Raw genomic sequence first — 22,673 nt, forward strand, 5'->3', positions numbered from 1 at the left:
AGGACCCGGCTCGCGGTCTGGATGATGCAGCTGGAGATCTGGTGCTCGATCGCGCGTGGGTTGATGATCTGCCCCTGGTCCTGGGCCACGGTCACCTCGGTGAGCAGCACCTGGCCCGTTGCCGGGGTTACCTGCAGCTTGACCACCCCGGCCGCGTAGGTGCCGTCGCGCAGGACGAACGCGATGCCCTGCCCGGTGACCGTGCCGTTGCTCGTGCTCGCGTCCGGCTTGGGCGAGGGCCGCGACTCCCACTTGCCCGCCTTCGCCGCCGCCTGCAGGACGGCGATCGCCCGCGGATCGGTAAGGTACCGCAGGCGCAGTTCGAGCGGGTCTTGTCCAGCCGCGGCTGCGATTTCGTCGACGAACGCCTCCTGCGCGAAGGTGATCTGGTACTGGCCAGGTGAGCGCAGGAAGGTGGTGCGGATGCCGAACGGGTACGGCGAGGTGCCCGCGCCGAACTCCGGCATCTGGTGCACGAGCTCCAACAGGTTCGGGAACTGGTACAGGTCGGGACCCGTCCAACTCCCGACCGGCACCCGGGTGGTCGAGGTCTGCACGCCGACCAGAATCGGCCCGAGCAAGGTGCCGTCGTTGTTGGGCGCCATGAAAGCCTCGTGCTTCCAGGCGACGATGTTGCCGGACTCGTCGAACCCGGCCGCCATGTCGTGAAGGGTGCCGGGGCCGTGCGGCTCCCAGATGTGCTCGTCCTGGCGGCTCCACTGCACGCGCACCGGCTTGCCCAGCTCCCGGGACAGGAACACCGCCTCCGAGGCCGCGTCATCGTAATTCGAGGACAGGCGCCCGTAGCAGCCGGCGCCATCGAACCAGAGCACCTCCACCTGCTCGACGGAGGCGTTCAACATCTGCGCGACGGCGTTGCGCAGACCCTGCGGGTACTGGGTGGCGGACCAGACCGTGACCCGGCCGTCGGAGCGCACGTCGGCCACGCCGCAGCTCGGCCCGATCATGCCGTGGTTCTCGAACGGGGTCTGGTACGTCGTCTGCATGGCGTTGGCGGCCGAGCCGAAGGCGCCGTCGAAGTCGCCCTGGCTGGCATGGGTCATGACATTCGCCGGTATCGCGCGCATCGTGGCCGGCCAGTCTTCGGTGGTGGGCAGGCCGTTCCAGTCCGACCAGGTGACCGGCAGGTTGGCCGCTCCCTTGATCGCGTCCCACTCCTGCTTCGCGACCACCGCCACCAGGTTGCCCAGCCGCACCACCTGCGCGTTGCTCCCGGCCGGCAGCTCACCCACCGACACGACGGTGGAGCCGATCCCCTTGGGATGGATGACGCGGGCATGGAGCATGTGCGGGACCGTGACGTCCTGGACGAACGTGGTCTTCTGGCTGACCTTGTCCACGATGTCGACGCGCGGAATCGACTTGCCGACCAGCTTGTACTCGGTGAACGGCTTGGGCGTGGCACCGACGGTCGTGCTCTGGCCGTTGATCACGATCGGCGTCACCGCGGTGAGCGCCTTGCCGTGCACCAGCTGGCCGTAGCTGACCTTCTTCGAACTGTCGCCCTTCGAACCGTGCCCCTTCGAGCCGTGCCCCTTAGAACCATGGCCCTTTGAACCGTGGCTCTTCGGATCCTGGCGGACGCTGACCACACCGTTTTCGACCGTGAGCTCACTTACCGGAGCGTGCAACTTCTTGGAGGCCAGGGACAGCAGGGTGGCCCTGGCTTCGGCGGCGATCAGCCGGGCCTGCGTGCCCGCCCTGGCGATGGTGGTGCTGCCGGCCGTGACGCCCTGGTCCGGGGTGACGTTCGTGTCGCCCATTATCAGGGTGACCTTGTCGAACGCGACGTCGAGTTCCTCGGCCACGATCTGCGCGAGCGCGGTCCGGTTTCCCTGACCCAGTTCGACGTGTCCGGTGCGCCAGGTGACGCTGCCGTTGGCTTGGACTGTCAGCCACGTGGAGAGGTCGGTCAGGACGGGGGTGGGGAAGGGCATGCCCGTCGCCGCCGCCTGGGCGACCGACGGCCGGAGCGCGACCGGTACCGCCGCCGACATCACGACCAGGGCCCCGCCGGCCTTGAGCAGGCCGCGTCGACTGATCATCCGGGGCTCTTCTTTAATGCTCATCGTCGGCTCCTTCGGCCATCAGCTTGGCGGCGCGCTGGACCGCTTTGATGATGGCGTCGTAGGTGCCGCACCGGCACAGGTGCGCCGACGGTCCCGAGGTGCTGAACGCGGTCATGATGTCGCTGACCGACGGGTCGGGGTTGCTAGCGAGCAGGTTAGCGGCGGTAATCATCATCCCGTTCTGGCAGTAGCCGCACTGCGGGACCTGCTCCTCGATCCAGGCCTGCTGGATCGGGTGCAGGTCCACATGCCGAAGCTTCTTGGCCTCCGCCCAGGCCGCCGGCAGTCCCTCCACCGTCGTGATGCTCTGCCCGTCGAAGTCCGAGACGGGCTTCACGCAGGAGCGCCTCGACGCGTTGTTCGCCAGCACCGAACAGGCACCACACTGCTCCAGGCCGCAGCCGAACTTCGGCCCGGTCAGGCCGAGCTCTCCGCGCAGCACGTACAGCAGCGGCGTGTCAGGTGACGAGGTGACCTTCTCCTTCTTGCCATTCACGACCAGCTCGATCGCCATGCACAACCTCCGTCTGTAGAGAAAGTGGCTGACCCGCGTGCGGGCCGAACCCCTGCTGCCCATAACAACCGTCGTCAGACGATCGTCATCTCGCCTTCGTTCCCTTCGGTCGGCGGGCTCCGACCCAGAGGCACGTACACGGCCGCCACCCTGGTTCAATCGAGGCAGTCACTGTTACTAACATGTGTTTATTCGTGACTTTCGGTAGCAACATTCGATCGCCCATAGAGCCGCCTCCACGAGCCGTGCACCGCCCGGTGGTGCTGGTGGCGGGGCTTGGGCCGAGGCGCGGCGGGGCTCTGTTGCATCGAGCGTTGGCAAGCTCGAGGCAGACTTGAGTAGTGGCTTCATCGTCCTGCCGTCGCCAGTGGTCGCCGCCGAGGTCGGCGTTCGCCGGGTTCCGGTTTCCGTCTGAGGTGATCGTCGTCGCGGTCCGCTGGTATCTCCGGTTCAACCTGTCCTACCGGGATGTCGAAGAACTCCTGGTCGAGCGCGGTGTCGAAGTCGATCACGTCACGATCTACCGGTGGGTACAACGCTTCTCGCCGCTACTGGCTTACGCAGCCCGGTCCCCGCGCCGGTCGCACCCACACCCACGCTCACGCCTGGGCGCGGAAGATAAGTTCATTCGACGCCATCGCCTTCGTCACTCCGGAATACAACGGCTCAGTCCCCGGCGCGCTGAAGGACGCCATCAACTTCTTGTACGCCGAGTGGAACGACAAGGCGACCGGGTTCGTCGGCTACGGCATCCAGGGCGGTATCCGCGCCGTCGAGCACCTGCGGCAGATCCTGAGCGATCTGGCGGTTATCGGCAGACGCTCAACGGTTGCCTGACGTTCGCCGAGGATTTTCAGGACCACACCCGCTTCACCCCCGGCGACCCTCAGCCCAAGAACGTCACCGCCATGCTCGACGAGCTGGTCGCACACGCCACGAAACTCAGGTGAGCGACTGGCCTGGATGCGATCGCCCGCTGGACCGTGGCGTGGTGGATGCTCTTCCTTCCGGCTATCGGGATGGCAGATGACCGTGTGGGACTGTACGTAGCCGGCGGCGGCGATGATCTCCGCGAATAGGGGCGACATGACGCCCGTGGGCGCCGAGCGGCGGGGTTTCCGTGAAGAATTCTTCTGGCATAGCGTCGGATCCGGGGTGAGTCGTTCGTAGAACAGGCGAGAGGCGGCCGGACGAGGCCGCCGGGACAAGGGAGTCATGGGATGACCCGGTACTTGATTTCGTTCAGTGACGGCGCGATGGACCACATCCCCGACGAGGAGTGGGCCGACGTGGGCAAGGCCTCGCACGCGGTGGTCAAGGAGGCTGTGAACGCCGGCGTGTGGGTGTTCGGCGCGGGACTCGAACGCCAGAGGGCGAGCGTCGTGGCCACGGACGGGATCGTCACCGACGGCCCTTACCCGGAGACCAAGGAGGTCATTGGCGGGTTCTCGGTCGTCGACGTGGCCTCACGCGAAGAGGCGCTGGCGTGGGCTGCCAAGATTGCCGCCGGTTGCCGCTGTGCGCAAGAGGTCCGGGAGCTCATGTCCGACCCTGAACAAGACGCGATGCTCCGCCAGGCTGACAGGCGAGGGTGACATCCCGACGATGTCTGATCGAGGAAGACCCGTTACGTTAGGGCAAGACTTGCGTGAACCGCGATTGACGAAGCGGATCCGCGCATCGACCTGAACTAGGACGCCGTGGCGGTGACCCCGGGGATCGGGCGTGAAGCGAAGCCCGGCCCCCGGGCCCGGTCGGATCCCCGCAACCACTGAGCACCTCAGCGGAGCGACAGCCGCCCATCGCGGCTGCAGGTAATCGCGGATGCCGGCGGTGGACGGCATCGAGGCCGCGCGGCTGATCTGTGCCCGGGCCGAGTGCCGGGTCATCATGCTGACCACCTACGACCGCGACGACTACGGCTACGACGCCCTCTACGTCGGGGCCAGCGGGTTCCTCCTGAAGAGCGTGCGCCGGGACGACCCCGTGCACGCGGTACGGGTGGTGGCGGCCGGCGAGTCGCTGCTGGCCCCGACGGTTACCAAGCGGCTGATCGCCGACCTCATCCGGCACCGGCGCGAGGGCGGCGGGCTGGACGGCCGGACGTGCTGACCGGCCGGGAGCGGGAGGCCCGGCGGCTGCTCGGGCGCGGACTGTCCAACGCGGAGCTCGCCGCCGCACTGACGGTCAGCGAGCATACGGTCAAGACGCACGTCAGCAACGTGCTGAGCGAGCTGGGCCTGCGCGACTGGGGGCAGGCGGTCATCGCCGCGTACGAGTCGGGCCTGATGACGCCCGGCGCGCCGGCGGCCTGAACGCGGCCTGGCCGAACCCCGCGCCTGGCTGGACGCGGCGACTGACTGGACGCGGGACTAGGTCGCGGGAGGGAGCCGGCCGGCACAATTCCCTCGCGGCCCGAATACCCGAAGCCGACCGGCTGATTCGCGCCCCGCAGTACCGGCCCACCCTGGTCGATCCCGATCGCGGACATCTGCGCCGTCGACGCCAGCAGGATCCCGCCACCCCGATCACCCAGCTGCTTAAAGAAAATCAGAAAGCTGGGCTACCACCACCTGGATCACCACCGCCCAAGCCGAGGAACTACCTCGCTTGCACGCCTTCACCCGCGGACTGACCAAGACCGCGACGCCATCAGCAACGCTCTCACCCACAACCACCACAACGGCACCACCGAAGGCGTCAACACCAAAACCAAGCTGCTGAAACGCCAGCTGTACGGACGCGCCGGCTTCGACCTCCTCCGACACCGCATCCTGCTCGGCTAACCTCACCCGCCGTTACCACCGAAGTGCGACAGAACAGAAAATCGGATAGCCCATTCACTGTGGGTGGCCCTGTTGTGGACGCCGACGAGCGTCCACAACAAGGCAGTGGATCAGGTGTGGGTGGCCGTCCACGTTTCGTAGTTCGGGAACAGATCCAGGAGGACATCGACGCTATAGACCGCGCCGGCGTTATCGCTGGTCCTCAGGTCATCACCGTTGCTTGGGCGCGCATGACGGCCAAGGCGTCGGCTCTTCGCGATCCTGGCAATGTCGGTGAGGTCGGTCAGTGAGCCATTCCGCGCAACGGTCAGGTCGCGAGAGCGCCACGGTGTGATTCCCGGAAGATGCCAGGCGCGTCGGCTCGACCGATGCGACCGCGTGCACGAAGGTATCGAGGTGCTCACCCGCCATTCATTCGGCCTTGCCAGGTACGCTGCTCACCGCGAAGTTCCGGCAACGACTACGTGACCATCGACGGGGGGTTTGGTCGAGACTGGTGTGCCATCACCGACCTGGTCACACCGCTGGCCGAACGCGGGATCGTGTTGTCCCGAGAGCAGGTGTTCCGCCTGGTCACCCAACCGCCGCTGGGTGCCGATGAAACAACCTCGCCGCGTTGTGTGACATCCTCAGCTGCACCCCGAACGACCTGATCGAGATCGAGGTGGTCAACACCGCAGGTGTCGGCGAGGACCTGCACGTCGACGCCGTGCCGCTTGTGCTTGCCCGAGTAGTAGGGCCGTCCTCGGCGAGCATCGTCCACTACACGAGCCTGCCGTGACTGTCTGCGCGCCCGCCGCCGGCGGGTCCGTTGCGGGACCGGCCGGCGGCGGGATCGTCCGCCCGTGTACGCCCGGGCTGTTGCGCGCGACTGGTTACGGCAGCAGATGCGCGTGCGCCGCCGCCTGCATGATCGCGGTGATCTGGGAGCTGGTGAGCAGGCCGGCATTCCCGAAGGCGACGGTCGCGGCCTCCACGGTGCTCACCAACTGACCGTGAGTCTTAAACGGCGCGGACGACCACACCACATCGAGGAAGGTCAGTCCGTCTTCGCGGGCCACGTTCGGTACTCCGGTGTTGTTCGAGCCGAACACGACGGTCGGCTCGACACGGTGGAAGTACACGTGGTACGGGGTCGTGTCGTCGATGTAGAACGGCCGGACGGTCAACCCATTAGCAGTGAACGTCATCGGCCCGGCCGGCGTCATTGCCCGGCTGACGTCACCGTCGAGCTCCAGGCCCGCGTAGAACGACCTCTCGAGGTAGGTCTTCTGCGTCGACAGTGTGACCATCGGTACTGGGCCGTAAGCCAGTGCCTGGGTCTCCGGCTGGTCCAAGGCCCGCTCCGCACGCATGGTGAAGGGCATCGAGATGTCGACGGTGTCGCCCGATTTCCACGTGCGGGTGATCGACACGTAGGTGCCGGCCTCCGCGTTCAAGGACTGGGTCCGCCCGTTGATCTGGACCGTGAAGCCTTTCTGCACCCAGTACGGCACCCGCAGCTTGAGGGTGAATTGGCCGCTGCCGGTGACGGTGAGGGTGGTGTCCCCGGCCGGGTCGGTCGGGAAGTTTGTCGCCTGGTCCAGCGAGATGCCCCGGGCCGCCCAGTTCAGCATTGAGGGGATGTACAGGTTGACATACAGCTCGGTGTCGTCGACGGAGGCGAAGTAGATGGAGTCCTGGAACTTCTCGTGTGACTCCAGACCGGTGCCGCCGCAGCAGGTACCGAGGTTGCCGTAGCCCCGGGTGGTGCCCGGGTTGACCGGGATGAAGTAGGTCAGGTTCGGGTTGGTGTTGCTGCTGGTGTTGCGCCGCGAGGCGAGGATCTGCCCGAACAGCGTGCGCTCGTAGTACTGCATGTACTTCGGGTCGGCCGTGTGGAAGAACAGGTTCCGGCTCAGCTTGAGCATGTTGTACTCGCAGCAGGTCTCCGCGTTACTCGTCTGAATCGTCGAGGCGATGACGTCACGTGCCCCGAAGATCTCGCCGGAACCGGCCATGCCTCCGTCGACATAGATGCGGTGCGGTACGACCATGTCCCAGAAGTTCTTGGCCGCGGTGAGGTACTGCTCGGCGGGCGCGCGGTAGGTCGGCTGGACCGAGTCGCTGAAGTTGTCGTAGATGGTCAGGTAGCTGCGGTACTGGGGGATGTGCTGGTTGGCATGCTCGCCGTTGATGGTGTCCTGGTTGGCCACCGCCGCGTCGAACAGATACGTGTTGACGAAGCACTCGGCCGTCTCGAGGTAGCCGGTGTTGCCGGTCACCGCGGCCAGTTCGGCGAGAACCTCGGGCATAGCGTTGTATTCGCCGGCGATGTAGATCTTCCACATGCTGTCCAGCGTGGTGCGCGGCAGCTTGGTCAGCCGGCCCTGCGCCCAGTCGGCCATCCCGGTCACGAGTGACAACGCCTGCTCGTTGCCCGTGTAGAGGTAGGCGTCCAGCAGACCCCGCATGATCATGTGGCAGGTGTACCAGGGCGCCCAGATCGGGCTGTAGGTCGACAGCTGCTCGAGCCGGATGTACTGGGTCTCCGGGTACGCGGCCAGGAAACCCGGGTGCCGCTGGCCGTCGGTCGGCGCGAGGATGTGCGCGTCCCGCCCGTTGCCCGAGGAGTCGGCCGCGGTCGGGCCGTTGGTCTCGGCGAACCTGTACCACACCACGTTGCCGCCGCCGGTGCTGCCGCCCTCGCTGGTGGTCAGGCTCTGCACCTCGTCCGCGGCCAGCGCGTGGTCGTAGACCTGAAAGTCGCTGACCTTCGCGTTCAGGAACTCGACCGAGCCCATCGGATACTGGTTGCGACCAATGTAGTTGAGCGTGGTCGCGCCGAGGCTCGCCGGCGACAGGGTCATCGCGGTGTTCGTGTTGACCGCGACTCCGTTGACGTACAGCGTCGTGGTGTTGCCGGCGTGTGTCACCGCGAGGTGCGTCCAGGTGCCGGTCGACAGCTTCGCGGTACCGGTGACCGTCTGCAGGCCACCTGTGCCGTTGGTGGTGATGCCGAAAACCGGGTGGTTCGAGGAGTTCGCCTGCAGGTACATGTGCGAGGTGTTGCTGGTACCGAAGTCGAAGATGGCCGTGTTGTTGGTGAGCGCGGTGGGGTTGATCCAGACCGCGACGGTGAAGTCGGTCAGGCCGTCGACGACGCCGGCGGGCAGCTGAAGGTGTTCGGAGTTGCCGGTGTTGGCGCTGCCGCAACCGGTCAGGTTGACGGCGCTGCCGAACTTGCCAGCCACCCGGGGCGTGGGCTGGGCCGCGGCCGCGGCCCACGCGTCCCGGCACTGCGCCAGCGTGGCGACGAAGTAGTTGGCCCGGTCAAGGAATGCGGTGTTGCCGCTGCCGGCGTAGCCCAACGCAAGGGCGCTGAGGAAGTGGCCGGCGTAGTGACCACGCAGGTTGCCGTCCGACGTCTCCCATCCGCCCGGCTGGCTCGACCCGGGCGGGTTGGGCAGCCCGACGGCGAGCCGAAACAGGTAGAGCATGTTGTCGATCGGGTAGTTGAGCAGGAACTGGTGGATGCGGTCGCGGTTGTCGGTGAACAGGCTGGGATGCAGCTCTACCTGGTTGTTGTCGAACGGCTTGACTGTCCAGCTGGCCGGGTTCGGGATGTTGCGCTGGGCAACCGTGCCGACGAGCGTGTCCGACCCGGCATCGCTCGGGGCGGCTACGGCCGGCGCTGCTGCGAGCATCGACGTGGCGCTGATCGCGACGGGCGCCGCGGCGCCTGCCATGCCAAGACGCAGAGCGTCTCTGCGCGAGATCTTCTCCATGCTGTGGTTGCCTCTCCCTAGCGGTTGGCTATGGACTCGTCCTCGCGGACCTGACTGCCACGCACTCCTCGCACTCGGCCGGGCAAGTGGAGCGGGCCGCGGCGGCGAGGTGCATCGCCTCGACACGGGCGCGAGGTGTCCGGCCGGACGCGCGGTCAGCCGCTTGTACGGATATGTGTTGCCGGTGTTGCCGGCACACCGGACGGCGGCGTGCCGTGCGCCTGGAACCAATGGAAGTCGTCATCGAGGGCCGATGGGAAGGGCTATTCGCGACCACGATCCAGCCAGTCGCCACCTGCGTACGTCATCGCAACAAAAAGGTTCTATGTGGACGCTGTGAGCGGTAACATTTCGGAACGCTAGTGAGGTCCTCGGCCTCGTGTCAAGGTCGCAATCAGCAAATTTCATCATTCGGTGACCGAGAGGTAACGAGTGCCGGCCATCTCCCGCGCTCGTCACCTGCTGAGCGACGAAAACAGTGTGTTGAGATCGACCAGCAGATGTATCAATCGATGGGAGTCTATACGGTCTGGTGGCGACAGTTGACGAGGCCGAAACTACGCTTGGTGCGCTTTCTTGTTAGCGCTCACATCGAGGCTGCGTTGGCCGCACGAATTGAGGGTTTTTTCATGGTTGACCCGGCGCCGACGGGAGGGGTGTGCCTATGTCTTTGTCAAGCTGCCGGAGCGGGTTCGGCGGGGGATGGCCGGTAGGGCTGTTTGTCGCGGAGCATGGCGTAGAGGACGTCGAGGCGGCGTCGGGCGAGGCAGATGAGTGCGGCGTTGTGGCGTTTGGCTGCCTGCTTCGTCGTCTGGATGAGTGCGGGGATGCCGGCGACCAGGGCCACGGCGATGGCCAGGGTTGCGCTGTCCTGCTCGATCACCTGGGCGCGCATGGCCGCCTTCGACCGGAATCGCGATCGTTGCACCTCCCGCCAGGAGTGCCCGCCGAGCAGGTCCAGCGGCGCCAACTGGCGCGGGTTGTCGAAGTCCACCGGCCCGTAGGTCTCAGGCAGGCGCAACTGCACACCGTGGCTGCGGAGGATGAGAGTTAGTTGTTTGAGTTGCTGACCGGGGGAGGCGCGTTCGTACTCGCCCACCACGATCGCGTCGAACCCCCGCGCTGGGTCGGTGATTGCCTTCAACAGTTGTGCGGCCTGTGGCCGATCCGGCCAGGCCGTCCGCCGGGAGACGCCCTCGTCGAAGAACTCGGCCACGATCCGACCATGTCCCGCGACCAGGTCGTCGGCGTACCCGCCGCGACACTAGCGCCGCCACCGACCATCGGCCGTTTGACAACCCTAGAGGTCGATGACGACCTTGCCGTGCACGTGCCGGCCGGCTTGAAGCTCGACCGCGGCGCGGATCTGCTCGACCGGGAAGCTTGCCGCGATGGGCACGCGGAGCTGGCCTGCCGCGACCAGGCGAGCAATCTCTTCTATGGCGCCGGGGGCAGCGTTAGCGCCGTTTGCCGGTGTGATTCCGTCGATCTGTGCGGCGATGGTGGTGATGCGCTCGTCTGGAACGCTAAGTTTCCGTGCCGCCTGCGCCGTGTCCGTCCCGTGCAGGTCGATGGCCGCGGTGACGCCGGCGGGAGCCAGGGCACGGAGCCGGTCGACCAGGCCGTCGCCATAGGCGACCGGCTCGGCCCCGAGGGCACGCAGGGCATCGGCCGATGTCGCCGATCCTGTCCCGATCACTCGCGCGCCCGCGAGGCGGGCGAGTTGCACGGCGAACACGCCGACCCCGCCTCCCGCGCCGCCGATGAGCAGCGTGTCGCTCGGGCCGGGTGTGACGACGGCGAGCGCGGCGGCGGCTGTGCAGCCCGCTATAGCGAGGGTGGCGGCGGTGCGGTCGTCGACGCCGTCGGGGGTATGGTGCGCGTCGCCGCCGGCCGCGATGGTCCCTGCCACGTCTATTACTACGTGGTCGGCGACCGCGCGCGAGAGGGCGCCGCCGAAGACTCGGTCGCCGGCCGCGAACTCGGTCACGCCGTCACCGACCTGGTCCACGATCCCGGCATAGTCGGTCCCGAACCCGGAGGGCAGGCTCAGGCCGAATCGAGTGGCGGTCTGCGCGTCGGAGGTCATGAACCAGTCCATCGGGTTCAGTCCAGCCGCGGTGACGCGCACGCGGATCTGCCCCGAGCCGGCCTGCGGTGCGGGTACCTCGCGGAGGCTGAGGACCTCGGGGCCGCCGAATGATTCGAGCTGGACCGCTCGGCTCGTGGTCGCCGACGTGTTGACGCTCGGTTGTTGCATGCTCACGTGTCTCCTTGGGCGGCGAATGAAGGCAACAAGAAGCGGACTATGCTCCGTTTACGAGAGGCACCGTACCATAACCGGAGCGTGATCCGTTTTGACAGAGTCAGACACCCGCGTGCTGCGAGCGGACGCGACTCGCAACCGCAACCAACTGCTCGACGTCGCGACCCGCGTGTTCGTCTCCGCCGACACCGAACCGTCCATGCGCGCGATCGCACGCGAAGCCGGGGTCGGCATCGCCACGCTCTACCGACACTTCCCCACCCGCGAGTCTCTCGTCGACGCGGTCTACCGCGATCAGGTCGCGCGGCTCACCGACGGCGCCCGCGAGCTGCTCGCCCAGCTTCCCCCGCCTGCGGCACTGCGACGCTGGATGGAACTGTTCGGGGAGTGGATCGCGACCAAGAACGGCATGCTCAACACGCTGCTCGCGATGATCGAGTCGGGCGAGATCGCCCACGCTCAGACCCAGACCGAGCTGCTCGCGGCCATCGACGAAATCCTCAACGCCGGCCGGGTGACCGGCGAGCTGCGCGCCGACGTCACCGCCGAAGACATCGCTGCCAGCCTCATCGGCATCTTCACCGTGGCCCGCCCGCCCGAACACCACGCCCGGGCAAGCCGCCTGCTGAACATCCTGATCGACGGCCTGCGACCCACACCCTGAACCGCCCATCTGCCCCATCCCACGTACGAACGCGCATGCCCGTCCAACCCCTCGCCCCGGCCGTCCGCGCCGGCAGCCGCGCCACCACCTCCAGCCAGCGAGATCACCGTCCTGGCCGGCGGACACCACGAACGACCCGTCCGGTCCGGCAGAGCTCGTGCAGTCCACACCCTCCGCCCGATGACCAGGACTCCTGATCTGCCGCTACCGGAGCCGGGCGACCGGCTGGCGCTCGTCACCGACGGTGAGCGGCCCACCGAGGCCGGGGTTGCGGGGCCTGGACTACGCGGAGGTGTCGTCGGACGGTGTGCCGGCGATGTGGCTCGTCCCGCACGGCGCCGACCTCGACCGTGCGATCGTCGCGCTGCACGGTGGCGGTTTCGTCGGCGGGTCGCTCTATACCCACCGCAAGGTGTACGGCACCTCGCGAAGGCGGCCGGCGTACGGGTGCTGCTCGCCACCTACCGGCTCGCTCCCGAGTTCCGCCCGTCAACCCTCGGGGTGAGACCAGATCAAGGTCGCTCCCCGTTGCCGTTCACATTGCGGGGCAGTTGACGTGGCGCGAACGAGCGCAGTCCGGGGTAGCCTTGACGTATATGGCTACCTATCGCAGCGCCTCAGTGCTTCTCTCCTCGGACGGCACCAGGATCCCCGGCACCGCCGCGCTCTTCGCCGAGCCCGCCCGCAAGGGTGGGACCCCGCCGTGGGCAGGCGACTTCCGGCTCGCCAACAGCGCCGGCAATGCCCCCAAAAACGCGGTCGGGAAGACCTTTACGTTGGAGTTGCCCGACGGCAGCACCGGCAAGGTCGTGGTCCAGGGCCTCAAGAGCGGGAAGGGCGGCGTCGTGCTGGCGTTGATGGGCGAGGACGCACCTCCCTTCTGATCAGGAAACTGATCGCCGCCGATGCCACGGGTTATAGGCGACCGCTAATCGACCCTGCCGATGTCAATGCGTTCGGATCGCTGCCGAGCGCATTGCCTCACCCGTGGCTGGGCATCGACGAAGATTAGGCGTACTGGTCTGCCGCCCAGAACGCTCGAGCCACTCGCCGCCCCCAACGTAGTCGTAGCCGATCCCGAGGCCCTTGACGTCTTCGCTGCGGCCGTGGGCTTTCCACCCGCGAGGCTGCGACGTGGGCCAAGGGTACGCATACCCTGCTGGCCGGAGCGACGGACAGCGCCGCAAATACCACGACGCTCACCGAGAAGATCACCATCATCAGCTGACGGACTCCCGCAGCCGGGGGAGGCGGCGGCGCGAGCCAGTGCTGCGACGGCTGCGGGACAAGACACCCGACCGATCGTTGAGCGCTACCCCGGGCGGGCACGGGTGAGGGCCGGTGGTCAGTTGTCGTCACGGGAGTGCTGGCGGTGGCTCGGGAACCGACGGGCTCGGTGTGAAGCCGTCGGAGACCGGACGGCTGATCCGCCGGCCGGAGCCAGCGACGAGTACCCCGAGGATCACCACGATGCCACCGACGACCTCGCCCGGCACGGGCCGCTCGCCCAGGACCAGCCACGCCGCCGTCATGCCGACCACCGGCACGAGCATCGAGAACGGCGCGACCATGCCAACCGGGTGCCGGCCCATCAGCCATGACCAGGCACCGGAGCCGGCGACCGTCGCGATGAGCACGGTGTAGGCCAGGCCCGCGAGGGCGGGCATCGCGGACGGCGCGTCCCAGGTCGAGAGCGAGGCGCCGATCCGGGCCGGGCCCTCGACGGCCAACGAGAGGACGAGCATCGGCACCGGTGGCACCACCGACATCCACAGGGTGAGGTGGAGCGGGTTGGATGCGCGTGCGCGAGCGTTGCACAGGTTGCCGATCGCCCACGAGAATGCGCCGGCCACGACGAGCAGGAAGGGGACCAGTGCCGCCAATCCCTGAATACGTTGCCATCCCACTGCCGCCAGCCCGGCGCAGGCGACCAGCACGCCAACGGCCGAACGCGGACCGAGGCGGTCCCGGAAGAACCCGGCGCCCAGCAGGACGGTGAACGGCGCGGACGCCTGGAGTACGAGCGAGGCCAGTCCGGCTGGCATTCCGGCGCTCATTCCCCAGTAGAGGAAGAGGAACTGGAAGGTGCCAAAACCCAGCCCGTACCCGATCAGCCAGCGGGCCGGTACGCGTGGGCGCGGTACCAACAGCACCGTCGGCACGGCGATGAGCGCGAACCGCAGCGCCACGAGGAAGAACGGCGGAAAGTGCTGGAGGGAAGCGTCGATGGCGATGAAGTTCAGGCCCCAGCACGCGGCGACGGCAGCGGCGATCAGGCGGTGACGAGCGGGCATGCCTCGATCGTCACCCGTACGTCCATGTAGGACAAGCGAAAAGATACGCACCCAATATGTAGGCTACCTTAATGGACGTTCGTTACCTCGAACTGCTTTGTGAGCTGGCGGAGCGCGGCAGCATCACGGGCGTCGCCCGAGCGACCCACCGGACGCCGTCCGCGGTGTCGCAGCATCTGCGCAGCGCAGAGCGTGCCTTCGGCGTACCGCTGGTCGAGCCGGCCGGACGCGGCGTCCGGCTCACCGACGCCGGCCGCGTCCTGGCCGACGCCGGCCGCGACGTCGCGCAGTCGGTCGCCCGGGCGCAGGCACGCTGGGATGACTACCGCGGTCAGCCGGCCGGCCGGGTCACGGTGGCTGCCCTGCCCAGCGCGGCGGCGTTCCTGCTGCCGGGCGTGTTCCGTGACCTCGATGGCATACCGATCCAGTTGCGGCTGACCGACCTCGACATCGCCGAGGCGCAATACGCCGCCCAGGTCGTCGACCACGACATCGTGATCGGCCACAGCCTCCAGCCCGCAGTCGCGGGCGCGGCGGCCGTGCACACCATCGAACTGGTGCGCGAGCCACTCGACATCGCGATGGCGCGCGGCCACCGACTAGCCTCACAGCCTGCGGTCACCGCCGAAGACCTTGCCGACGAAGAATGGATCGGTGTACCCACGGGGTATCCCTTCGACACCGTTCGGCTGGCGGTCGAGACGGCAGTCGGCCGGGCGCTTCGGATCGCGCAGAGGATACGGGACAACCGGCTGGTCGAGGCGTTGGTGGCCGGAGGCGATCGAGTCGCGGTGTTGCCGCGGTTCACCACTCCCATCGGGGAGGTCGTGCTCCGGCCGCTCGCCGGGATCGCGACCGGTCGGCACGTGTTCGCCATGCTGCGTCCCGACCGCGCCGAGCGGCGAGCCGTGCAGCGGGTACTCGACGCGCTCCTTCGCGTCGGCGCCTCCTTCGCGAACCGATGACCGCGACCTCCGCCCGGCTGACGCCCGCGCGAGACCGGGTGGGTCTCGCCATCGGTTCCGCCGCCCGGGGTGCGGGTGGCGATGATGGCCGCCGCGATCAGGTCGCGGTGCCCGGTGGTGTGGCAGTGGGGGCAGGTCGGGGTCCGGCCCCGGCCGGGCGCCCGCGGGCTTGTCCGTTCCGACGACGAGGCGCCCTACACAGCCGCCTTTCGTTCGCGGAGTTCTGCGCGCACCAGCGCGGCGTCGGGATGGTCCAGTTCGTCGAGGATCTCGAGCGCCGCGTACCTGGCGTCTGCCGCCGCGCTCGGGTCGCGTGCCGCGTCGTGTGCGTCCGCGAGATGGCGCAGGGCAAGGGATTCGTGATAGCGGTCGCCCGCCTGGCGGACCAGCTCCAGCGCCGTGCGATGGCAGTCGACCGCCCGGTCGTAGTGTCCGAGCTGGTGATGGATGTTCCCTAGCGTGTCCCAGGTGCTTGCCTCGCCCCAAGTGTCGCCTACCTTCTGGATCAGAGCGAGCGCCGCCTCACCGATGCTGAGCGACTGTTGAAAGTCGCCGAGTTCCATGTGGTTCATCGCGATGTTGTTCATGGCGTTCGCGCGTCCAGAGACGTGGTCGGCGCGTTCGAACAACGTCAATGCCTGCTCATGCTGGCGCAGGGATTCGTGCGTGCGGCCCTGCCGCTGGGCGAGCATGCCGAGGGACATGTGAATCCCGGCACGGCCGGCATCGTCGCCGAGCTCGGAGAACAGGGCGAAAGCCTGGCGGTAGTGGTGCTCGGCGTCATGGTCGCGGCCCAGCTCGGCGTAGGCCCGCCCGAGGCTGCGGCGGGCGAGAGCCTGCGCGGACCGGTCCCCGAGCCGCAGCGCGGCGTCCAGGCCCGCGTGCTGGACCGAGGTCTGGTCGGGCCACAGCCTCCGGCGGTCCAGGAAGTTGCGCAGGCTCCAGGCCAGGTGCCAGACATGAGCGTCGTGACCGTCCGCCCCCGCGCGCGCCAGCACGGCGAGGAGTACCAGGTGCTCGGCCGTGAACCAGTTCATCGCCGCGTCTAGGTCGGCGATGCTCTCTGGCTCCGCCCCCTCGCGCCGCGCGCCGGTCGCACCGGCATGGCGGCCCGGGTGGAGCAGGTTGGCGGCCCGGTCCGCGGTGTCCGTGTAGTGGTCGAGCAGCCGGACCGAGGCCGCGTACCGCTGCTCCTCGGTCTCGTCCAGCCAGACGAGTTCGGCCGCGTACGCGCGGAGCAGGTCGTGGAACGAGTAGCGACCGGCGGTGCGCTGCGTGATCAGGTGCGCGCGGCGCAGTTCGGCGAGCAGCGACCGGGCGAGGCCCGCCGGGACGCCGGCCAGGCTCGCTGCGGCGGGAGCGGTGATGTCCGGGCCGGGGTGCAGGCCCAGCAGCCGGAACAGGCGCGCGCCGGGTGCGCTGAGGGTGCGGTAGGACCAGGAAAAGACCCGGCGCAGGCCGCTGCGCACGTCGTCGGCGTCGAGGCTGCCCAGTGACCCTCCCATCTCCTCGGTGAGGTACGACAGCGGGACGGACGCCTCGCTTGCGGCCCGCGCGGCGACGATGGCCAGAGCCAACGGCAGCCCCGCGCACCGGTCCACAATCTGGTTGACCGCCTCGCTCTCCGCCGCCACCCGGTTCGCGCCCACCCTTCGGGCGAGCAACTGGCGCGACTCGTCCGGCGTGAGCAGGTCGAGTGTCAGCAGGTGGGCGCCGTCGGTGGCGACGAGGCCGGACAGCTGATCCCGGCTGGTCACCACGGCCACGCAGCCTGGCGTACCGGGCAGCAACGCGTGTACCTGCTCGGCGTCGCGGGCGTTGTCGAGCAGCACCAGCACGCGCTTGCCGGCCATCAGGCTCCGGTACAGGGCGGCCTGTGCCTGGATGCCGGGCGGCACCTGCGACGGCTGCACCCCGAACGCGTCGAGGAAGTCCCGCAGTGCCTCCGCCCGGCTCGTGGGCGACCCGGACGGGTCGAAACCCCGCAGATTGACGTACAGCTGCCCGTCCGGAAAGCGGTCGCGGATCCGCTGTGCCCAGTGCACCGCGAGGGTGGTCTTGCCGACGCCGGCGGTGCCCGAAATCGCCACAACGATCACGGCGGTGGTCGAGCCCGGGTCGCCGGACAGCAGCGAGTCGAGCTCGGCGAGCTGACCGGCCCGGCCGGTGAACGGAACGATGTCGCCGGGTAGCTGCGCGGGCGAGGTCTGGCCGAGGCCAGTTCGGGCGGGATGAGCCCGGTCGCCATCGTCGGAGAGGATGGCGCGCTGGAGCCCCTGAAGTTCGGGCCCGGGCTCCAGGCCCAACTCCTCGACCAGCAACCGCCGGGCCTCCCGGAAGCTCGCGAGCGCCTCGCCTCGCCTGCCGCCGCGGTACAGCGCGAGCATCAACAGCCGCTGGGACCGTTCGCGCAGCGGATGCTCGGCGACCTGGTATTTGAGCGGCTCCGTCACCTCGTCGTGCTCTCCCAGCTCCAGCCGGGCCTCCAACCAGTCCTCGCGCGCCTGCAGGTGCAGCTCGTCAAGGTCCGGGCACAGCCTGGCGCGCAGCCGCTCGTCGGCCACGTCGGCCAGCGCAGGGCCGCGCCACAGCTTCAGCGCCGCCGACAGCAGGTCCGCCCGCGTGCGCAGGGAGGTCGTCGCGCGGGCCTCGGTGACGCGGGCGCGGAATCGGTGCAGGTCGACGGTGTCGGCGCCGGTGGCGAGCAGGTACCCGCCGCCCCTGGTCACGACCTGCGGCCCGGCCGGCTCCGCCGACCGCAGGGCGGCCCGCAGGTGCGAGACCATGGCCTGGACCGCGGCGCGCGCCTGGAGCGGCGGCTGTTCCTCCCATAGCAGGTCGGCGAGTCGCTGGGCGGGCACGAGACGGCCTGGTTCGAGGGCCAGTATGGCCAGGACGCATCGTTCCTGCCGCCGTCCCAGCGGTACGAGCCTTCCGTCATGGACAGCCTCGACCGGGCCCAGCAGTCGAAACTCCATCGACGCATTTTAGCGGGCGATGCGACCGGTAGCCCCATCCCGGCCTCGACCAGCGGCCACCAATTGCCAAGGATTTGCCAAGCGGGTTCGGCGACGCTTCCGGTAACGCAAGCGACCTGGGCGGATGAGGGGCTCACCGAGTGCCGGGGCGCGACCGCAAACGGGGGTCGGCGGAATCTCGCCGTCGGTTCGCGGCGTATCCCGGCGCCGGTGAGCGATCCGTTGGCAGTTTGTCTCACCGACCGTCCTTCTGATCGGAGCCGCGCAATGAAAGTGAAGCGTTCAATCCTCGCCGTCGCCGCGGCCGTGGCTGGGGTGCTGATGACCGACTCGGCGGACACCGACGGCTGACCTCATTCGCAGAACCGATCAACGCGACAACTGAAAGCGAACGGTCCGTCGGGGATACCCGGCGGGCCGTTCGTGACTCGGCCGGGGCACGAGCGCGAGTGTCGCTCGCTCATCTGGATAAGGTCGGTCGAGACAGCTACAGCCTGTCTCAAAGTTCTTGATGGGACCTTGATTCATCGCCCTTCTCGGGCCCGCGGCGGCTTCCGTTGGTCAGGCCGGCGGAGCGCAGGACCGCGACGATCAGGACGCAGACCACCCCGAGCTGTATCGCGGCGCGTGGTGACGCGGTGACCGCTTGCCGGCCCACGCCGAGGCCCAGGCCGGCGACCAGCGCGGTGGTGAGGGTCAGCGTAGAGCCACGCCGGGCAGGCGGCCATCGACATAAGCACGCCCTTACCGAGTTGACGCCCGAGTCCTGGGGGCCGAACCACGCGCCGGTCGATGAGCGGTCACGGCGTGGTCGCAATGGCGCGGGCTGGCTATGTGAGCAGGCGGTGTGCGTACCAGTCGTTCGGGTTGGTGACGCCGGGCAGAGTGTAGAAGTAGCCGCCGCCGAAGGGTTGGACGTAGTCGACGAGGGGTTCGCCGGCGAGGCGATCCTGGACGGTTTCGAATTGGCGGTGGATGTCTTGTTGGTAGGCGATGAAGATGTGGCCGGCTTGCAGGTTGCCGTTGGGGTCGACGCCGAGGTCGTAGTTGTAGGAGCGACGGATCAGCCGCTGGTTGGCGGTCGAGGCGGTGCGGGGGTTGGCGAGGCGGATGTGGGCGTCGAGCGGGATCACGGCGCCGCTTGGATCGTTGCCGTAGTGGGGGGTATCGAATTCGGTGTTGCCGTCCAGCGGGGCGCCGGTGTCGCGACGGCGCCCAAACATTCGCTCTTGTTCGTTGATGGAGACGCGGTCCCAGAACTCGACCAGCATCCGGATCAGCCGGATGACTTGGTAGGAGCCGCCGTGTGCCCAGGCGGGTTCGGCCGGGTCGGCGACCCAGACCAGGTTCTGGGCCTGGCTGCCGGTGGGGTTGGCGGTTCCGTCTTTGAACCCGAGCAGGTTGCGGCTCGTGCCGGATGGTCGAGGTGGGGAATTGTAGCCCTCGATCTTCCAGCGAAGCTGCATGACGCCGCGGGTGTGCTTGGCGATGTCCCGGATCGCGTGGTGGATGGTGTCGGGGTGGTTGGCGCACAGTTGCAGCGACAGGTCGCCATGCAGCCACGCCGGGTCCGGGGAGTCGTCCGGGAACGCCTTCATGGGTGCCAGTCGCTGAGGTTTCTGGGCGGCGAGGCCGAACCGGTCGTCGAAGAGGCTGGAGCCGACCGAGACGGTGACGGTCAGACCGTCGGCCGGCAGATCCGGGCCGAGGACGTCGCTGTCCGAGGGCGGCTGCGAGACCCCCAGGTTCGCTGGGGTGCCACCGGTGGTCAGGAACCGGGTCCGCGCGGTCAGCGTCTTCATCAGGTCGGCCAGGGCGGCCTTGCCGGTGCCATCGACAACGTCGTAGGCGGCGACGCTGACATAGTTCTGCTTGTCGGCAGGCGCCGGGGTCAGGATCCCTGCCTGGTTGGGGCCATGGAACGGGTAGCTGTCGGCGGCGGTGGGTGTCCCCGTGGCCGGTCGAGCGTCGGCGTGGGCGCCGCCGAGCAGCGTCCCGCCGGCCAGGGCGGTCCCGGCCGCTCCGGTGGCAGCGCCTTTGAGGAAGTTACGGCGGCTGACACTCATCGCCGTTGCTCCGATCTGATCGTCATTCATCGTCCTGCCCGATCACGGGCCGGACGCTGGGCTGGTGCCGCGGCTATTGCGTGGGTGGGATTTCCAACAGCGTGGGCTCGGCCGACAGCGACTCGAGCACGGTGCCGAGGGCGGCGTTGACGCGTTGCCTCGCGGCCAGTGGCACCGCACTGACCGGCTGCCACTGCCCGGCCGATTGGGTCGCCAGCAGCGCAGCCTGCAGCGTGTCCAGCTGGGCGTTGATGGTCGGGACGAGGCGGGGCATGCGGGCGTTGAGAAGTCCCGATACCTCGCCGAGCACGGTGCGGGTGACCTGGCTGTCGGCGTAGGTCGCCGGGTAGGCCATCCCGGAGCCCTGGTCGTCGATGCCGGACAGGTGATCGCGCAGGGCGTCTTCGAGGATCTCGTGTACCCGCAGGGGCAGGTTGGTCGGATCCCCGGCCTCGTCGGTGCTGCTCAACTTGGCCCGCACCGTGGCGACGTCGTTGGCGAGTCGGTCGACCGCGGGCAGCAGCGACGCGGCGCTCTGGGCGTGGTAAAGGCCGTACTCGACCCGATGCAGCCCGATGAATCCGGGATCGTTGACGCCAGCGGGGAGCCCGTCCGCCAGGCCGTCCACGGCCTGCCCCGCATCGCCGAAGCTGTTGTAGGACGCGCCGACTCGTTCCCAGTCCATCTGCGCGGCAAGCCAGCCGATCTTCGCCTTGGCCCAATCGTCAGACGCGACGGCGGCGCGCAGGGTAGCGACGTCGCCGGCCAGTCGCGCCAGTATTCCGGAGGCGTAGGTCTGGTAGGCGTTGTTGGGGCCGGTCAGCTCGGCCACGGTGACTCGCTTCACCGCCATCGTGGCCGACTGCCCTTGCCCGGAGACCTGGACTGGCGCCCCGTGCAGGCTCACCCCGCCCATCAGGCAGGCGAAACTGTACTGGCCCGGTCCCAGGCTGGCGCTCATCGTGGCCGTAGTTCGTGGGCCGAGCGTCTCCACCTCGGCCACGATCGCTCCGGAGGAGTCGAGCAGGGTGATCTCTCCGGACTTGGACGAATTGTTGGTCACCGTGAAGGTCTGCGTTCCGGTATGCCCGACGGCCCATCCCTGCCCGCAACCAGTACCGGTCACGTTGACCGCTGTGATCGCCGCCGTACTCGGCGAGGGCAACAGTGCGATCACCAATCCGGCCACCAACGCCGGTACGATCACCAGCACGCCCGCGATCGGCCACGCCCGGCTGGCGACCAGCCGCTCCCATCGCCTGGCTTTCCCCCTACCCGCCGCGCTGGTGCTCGCACCGGCAGCGGAAGCGGCTGGTTGCGCCGGGGGCGCTGCGGAAGCCGCTGCGCGGCCGGCGGCCACGAACGCGGGGATGACCACGGCCAGGTAGGCGATCCAGGCCACCGACTGCAGTACCGTCATCTTCGACGTCAGTTGGGTGACGCCGGTGATGATCGACATCCACCACGAGTTCGGGTCCACATGCGCGGTCGCGTCGAACGCGATCCAGCGCTGCCCGGGCAGCCAGCCGGCCTCCTGCAAGTCGCGCAGCCCGTAGGCCAGGACTCCCGCCGCGATCACGATCAGCGCGATCGCGGTCCGATTGAAGAACTTGCCCAGGTTCAGGCGCACCGCCCGCTGGTACAGCAGCCAGCACACCACCACCGCGGCGGCAAGACCGATCGCGGTCCCCACCAACGGCGCCACCGTCGAGGTGGAGGCCTTGGCCGCGGTCCAGATGAACAGCGTGGTCTCCAGCCCCTCCCGGCTGACCGCCAAGAACGCGGTGATCGTCAACGCCCCCGCCCCCAGTGACACCGCCCGTGCTACATCCCCCCGTAGGTGCGAAGACAGGGTGCGGGCGGTGCGGCGCATCCAGAACACCATGCCCGTCACCAGCCCGACCGCCAGCACGCTCAACACCCCGCCGACCGCCTGCTGAGCCCGCGACGACAACGCATCCGTCGAATACGTCAGCACCGCCGCGAAACTGCCGGCCAGCATGACCGCGCCCAGCACCCCGAGCCACACCGGTGTCGACGACACCGGCCGCTTCGGCTCGCCGCCCTCGCCGACATCGGCGTCGGTCGCGCCGGCGCTCAGCTTGCCGACGGCCGCGAGCAGGATGCTCACCACCAGGCCTGCTTCCAAGCCCTCCCGCAACCCGATCAGCAGATTCGGTACCGCATCAGCCCACTGCACGCTCATTAAGGTAAGGCATGCCTTACTCGATGGCAACTACAAGCTGTAGTATCAGGGAGAAATTTCCACCGACCGGCTCGGCC

19 protein-coding genes and 2 pseudogenes are annotated in these 22,673 nt (G+C 68.3%); 12 read left to right on the forward strand and 9 right to left on the reverse strand.

The window, feature by feature from the left end:
• Both ABEA87_RS41100 and ABEA87_RS41105 read right to left on the reverse strand, forming a co-directional pair.
• Positions 1-2,090, reverse strand: a 2,090-nt coding sequence (locus tag ABEA87_RS41100; RefSeq protein ID WP_345639204.1) for a xanthine dehydrogenase family protein molybdopterin-binding subunit, incomplete at its 3' end; no start/stop codon positions are given.
• A complete protein-coding gene (locus ABEA87_RS41105) occupies positions 2,080-2,604 on the reverse strand; it encodes a (2Fe-2S)-binding protein (RefSeq protein ID WP_345639205.1) in 525 nt (174 codons plus the stop codon). The genes ABEA87_RS41105 and ABEA87_RS41100, both read right to left, overlap by 11 nt.
• Positions 2,605-3,020: 416 nt before the next feature.
• Between ABEA87_RS41105 and ABEA87_RS41110 the strand changes: the two are divergent.
• From ABEA87_RS41110 to ABEA87_RS41145, 8 genes and pseudogenes are all read left to right on the forward strand, one after another.
• Positions 3,021-3,147 (forward strand): annotated as a pseudogene (locus tag ABEA87_RS41110) (IS6 family transposase); the annotation flags it as partial.
• Positions 3,100-3,441, forward strand: coding sequence for an NADPH-dependent FMN reductase (locus tag ABEA87_RS41115; RefSeq protein WP_345639227.1), 342 nt, complete (start codon positions 3,100-3,102; stop codon positions 3,439-3,441). The pseudogene ABEA87_RS41110 and the gene ABEA87_RS41115, both read left to right, overlap by 48 nt.
• Before the next feature lie 383 nt (positions 3,442-3,824).
• Positions 3,825-4,199, forward strand: coding sequence for a YciI family protein (locus ABEA87_RS41120; protein WP_345639206.1), 375 nt, complete (start codon positions 3,825-3,827; stop codon positions 4,197-4,199).
• A 229-nt stretch (positions 4,200-4,428) separates the two neighbouring features.
• Positions 4,429-4,716, forward strand: coding sequence for a response regulator (locus ABEA87_RS41125; RefSeq protein WP_345639207.1), 288 nt, complete (start codon positions 4,429-4,431; stop codon positions 4,714-4,716).
• On the forward strand, positions 4,710-4,919 hold the full coding sequence (locus ABEA87_RS41130; protein WP_345639208.1) for a response regulator transcription factor: 210 nt from the start codon (positions 4,710-4,712) through the stop codon (positions 4,917-4,919). Before ABEA87_RS41125 ends, ABEA87_RS41130 begins: the two co-directional genes overlap by 7 nt.
• A 98-nt stretch (positions 4,920-5,017) precedes the next feature.
• A pseudogene (locus ABEA87_RS42830) lies at positions 5,018-5,390 on the forward strand (transposase); the annotation flags it as partial.
• Between the two features lie 74 nt (positions 5,391-5,464).
• Positions 5,465-5,680: a hypothetical protein gene (locus tag ABEA87_RS41140; protein ID WP_345639209.1), complete on the forward strand. Its 216-nt coding sequence runs from the start codon at positions 5,465-5,467 to the stop codon at positions 5,678-5,680.
• Positions 5,681-6,006: 326 nt separating this feature from the next.
• Positions 6,007-6,171, forward strand: coding sequence for a hypothetical protein (locus ABEA87_RS41145; protein WP_345639210.1), 165 nt, complete (start codon positions 6,007-6,009; stop codon positions 6,169-6,171).
• A 94-nt stretch (positions 6,172-6,265) separates the two neighbouring features.
• Here the strand turns inward: ABEA87_RS41145 and ABEA87_RS41150 are convergent, their stop codons facing one another.
• From ABEA87_RS41150 to ABEA87_RS41160, 3 genes are all read right to left on the reverse strand, one after another.
• A complete protein-coding gene (locus ABEA87_RS41150) occupies positions 6,266-9,118 on the reverse strand; it encodes a beta-L-arabinofuranosidase domain-containing protein (RefSeq protein WP_345639211.1) in 2,853 nt (950 codons plus the stop codon).
• Between the two features lie 712 nt (positions 9,119-9,830).
• Complete coding sequence (locus ABEA87_RS41155) at positions 9,831-10,373, reverse strand: hypothetical protein (protein ID WP_345639230.1); 543 nt, start codon at positions 10,371-10,373, stop codon at positions 9,831-9,833.
• Positions 10,374-10,457: 84 nt separating this feature from the next.
• Positions 10,458-11,417: an NADP-dependent oxidoreductase gene (locus ABEA87_RS41160; protein WP_345639229.1), complete on the reverse strand. Its 960-nt coding sequence runs from the start codon at positions 11,415-11,417 to the stop codon at positions 10,458-10,460.
• A 97-nt stretch (positions 11,418-11,514) separates the two neighbouring features.
• On the opposite strand from ABEA87_RS41160, the gene ABEA87_RS41165 reads away from it, so the two are divergent.
• Both ABEA87_RS41165 and ABEA87_RS41170 read left to right on the forward strand, forming a co-directional pair.
• Positions 11,515-12,087, forward strand: coding sequence for a TetR/AcrR family transcriptional regulator (locus tag ABEA87_RS41165; RefSeq protein ID WP_345639212.1), 573 nt, complete (start codon positions 11,515-11,517; stop codon positions 12,085-12,087).
• Positions 12,088-12,683: 596 nt separating this feature from the next.
• Positions 12,684-12,971 carry a hypothetical protein gene (locus ABEA87_RS41170; RefSeq protein ID WP_345639213.1) on the forward strand — a complete coding sequence of 96 codons (288 nt, stop codon included), beginning with the start codon at positions 12,684-12,686 and terminating at the stop codon, positions 12,969-12,971.
• A 471-nt stretch (positions 12,972-13,442) separates the two neighbouring features.
• Here ABEA87_RS41170 and ABEA87_RS41175 read toward each other — a convergent pair whose 3' ends face one another.
• The gene (locus tag ABEA87_RS41175; RefSeq protein ID WP_345639214.1) at positions 13,443-14,381 is read right to left on the reverse strand and encodes an EamA family transporter; all 939 of its coding nucleotides are present in this window, start codon (positions 14,379-14,381) and stop codon (positions 13,443-13,445) included.
• A gap of 71 nt (positions 14,382-14,452) precedes the next feature.
• Here ABEA87_RS41175 and ABEA87_RS41180 point away from each other — a divergent pair, with 71 nt between their 5' ends.
• Entirely contained in the window at positions 14,453-15,346 is an 894-nt protein-coding gene (locus ABEA87_RS41180; RefSeq protein WP_345639215.1) for a LysR family transcriptional regulator, read from the forward strand.
• Positions 15,347-15,540: 194 nt separating this feature from the next.
• Here the strand turns inward: ABEA87_RS41180 and ABEA87_RS41185 are convergent, their stop codons facing one another.
• The gene (locus tag ABEA87_RS41185) at positions 15,541-18,324 is read right to left on the reverse strand and encodes an AfsR/SARP family transcriptional regulator (RefSeq protein WP_345639216.1); all 2,784 of its coding nucleotides are present in this window, start codon (positions 18,322-18,324) and stop codon (positions 15,541-15,543) included.
• A 210-nt stretch (positions 18,325-18,534) separates the two neighbouring features.
• Between ABEA87_RS41185 and ABEA87_RS41190 the strand changes: the two genes are divergently transcribed.
• Positions 18,535-18,675 (forward strand): hypothetical protein, encoded by a 141-nt coding sequence (locus ABEA87_RS41190; protein ID WP_345639217.1) that lies wholly within the window; start codon positions 18,535-18,537, stop codon positions 18,673-18,675.
• Between the two features lie 479 nt (positions 18,676-19,154).
• Here ABEA87_RS41190 and efeB read toward each other — a convergent pair whose 3' ends face one another.
• Together efeB and efeU are read right to left on the reverse strand one after the other, a co-directional pair.
• Positions 19,155-20,390 (reverse strand): iron uptake transporter deferrochelatase/peroxidase subunit, encoded by a 1,236-nt coding sequence (gene efeB, locus ABEA87_RS41195; protein WP_345639218.1) that lies wholly within the window; start codon positions 20,388-20,390, stop codon positions 19,155-19,157.
• Positions 20,391-20,463: 73 nt separating this feature from the next.
• A complete protein-coding gene (gene efeU, locus ABEA87_RS41200) occupies positions 20,464-22,590 on the reverse strand; it encodes an iron uptake transporter permease EfeU (RefSeq protein ID WP_345639219.1) in 2,127 nt (708 codons plus the stop codon).
• Between the last annotated feature and the right edge of the window lie 83 nt (positions 22,591-22,673).

The sequence above is a fragment of the Rugosimonospora acidiphila genome, from assembly GCF_039543385.1.
Classification (GTDB): domain Bacteria; phylum Actinomycetota; class Actinomycetes; order Mycobacteriales; family Micromonosporaceae; genus Rugosimonospora; species Rugosimonospora acidiphila.

What these genes read in the sequence shown, in the direction of transcription:
- ABEA87_RS41105 (WP_345639205.1), bottom strand. Translation starts at nt 2,604, where the DNA reads ATGGCGATCGAGCTGGTCGTGAATGGCAAGAAGGAGAAGGTCACCTCG.
- ABEA87_RS41120 (WP_345639206.1), top strand. Translation starts at nt 3,825, where the DNA reads ATGACCCGGTACTTGATTTCGTTCAGTGACGGCGCGATGGACCACATC.
- ABEA87_RS41125 (WP_345639207.1), top strand. Translation starts at nt 4,429, where the DNA reads ATGCCGGCGGTGGACGGCATCGAGGCCGCGCGGCTGATCTGTGCCCGG.
- ABEA87_RS41150 (WP_345639211.1), bottom strand. Translation starts at nt 9,118, where the DNA reads ATGGCAGGCGCCGCGGCGCCCGTCGCGATCAGCGCCACGTCGATGCTC.
- ABEA87_RS41160 (WP_345639229.1), bottom strand. Translation starts at nt 11,417, where the DNA reads ATGCAACAACCGAGCGTCAACACGTCGGCGACCACGAGCCGAGCGGTC.
- ABEA87_RS41170 (WP_345639213.1), top strand. Translation starts at nt 12,684, where the DNA reads ATGGCTACCTATCGCAGCGCCTCAGTGCTTCTCTCCTCGGACGGCACC.
- ABEA87_RS41175 (WP_345639214.1), bottom strand. Translation starts at nt 14,381, where the DNA reads ATGCCCGCTCGTCACCGCCTGATCGCCGCTGCCGTCGCCGCGTGCTGG.
- ABEA87_RS41180 (WP_345639215.1), top strand. Translation starts at nt 14,453, where the DNA reads ATGGACGTTCGTTACCTCGAACTGCTTTGTGAGCTGGCGGAGCGCGGC.
- ABEA87_RS41185 (WP_345639216.1), bottom strand. Translation starts at nt 18,324, where the DNA reads ATGGAGTTTCGACTGCTGGGCCCGGTCGAGGCTGTCCATGACGGAAGG.
- efeB (WP_345639218.1), bottom strand. Translation starts at nt 20,390, where the DNA reads ATGAGTGTCAGCCGCCGTAACTTCCTCAAAGGCGCTGCCACCGGAGCG.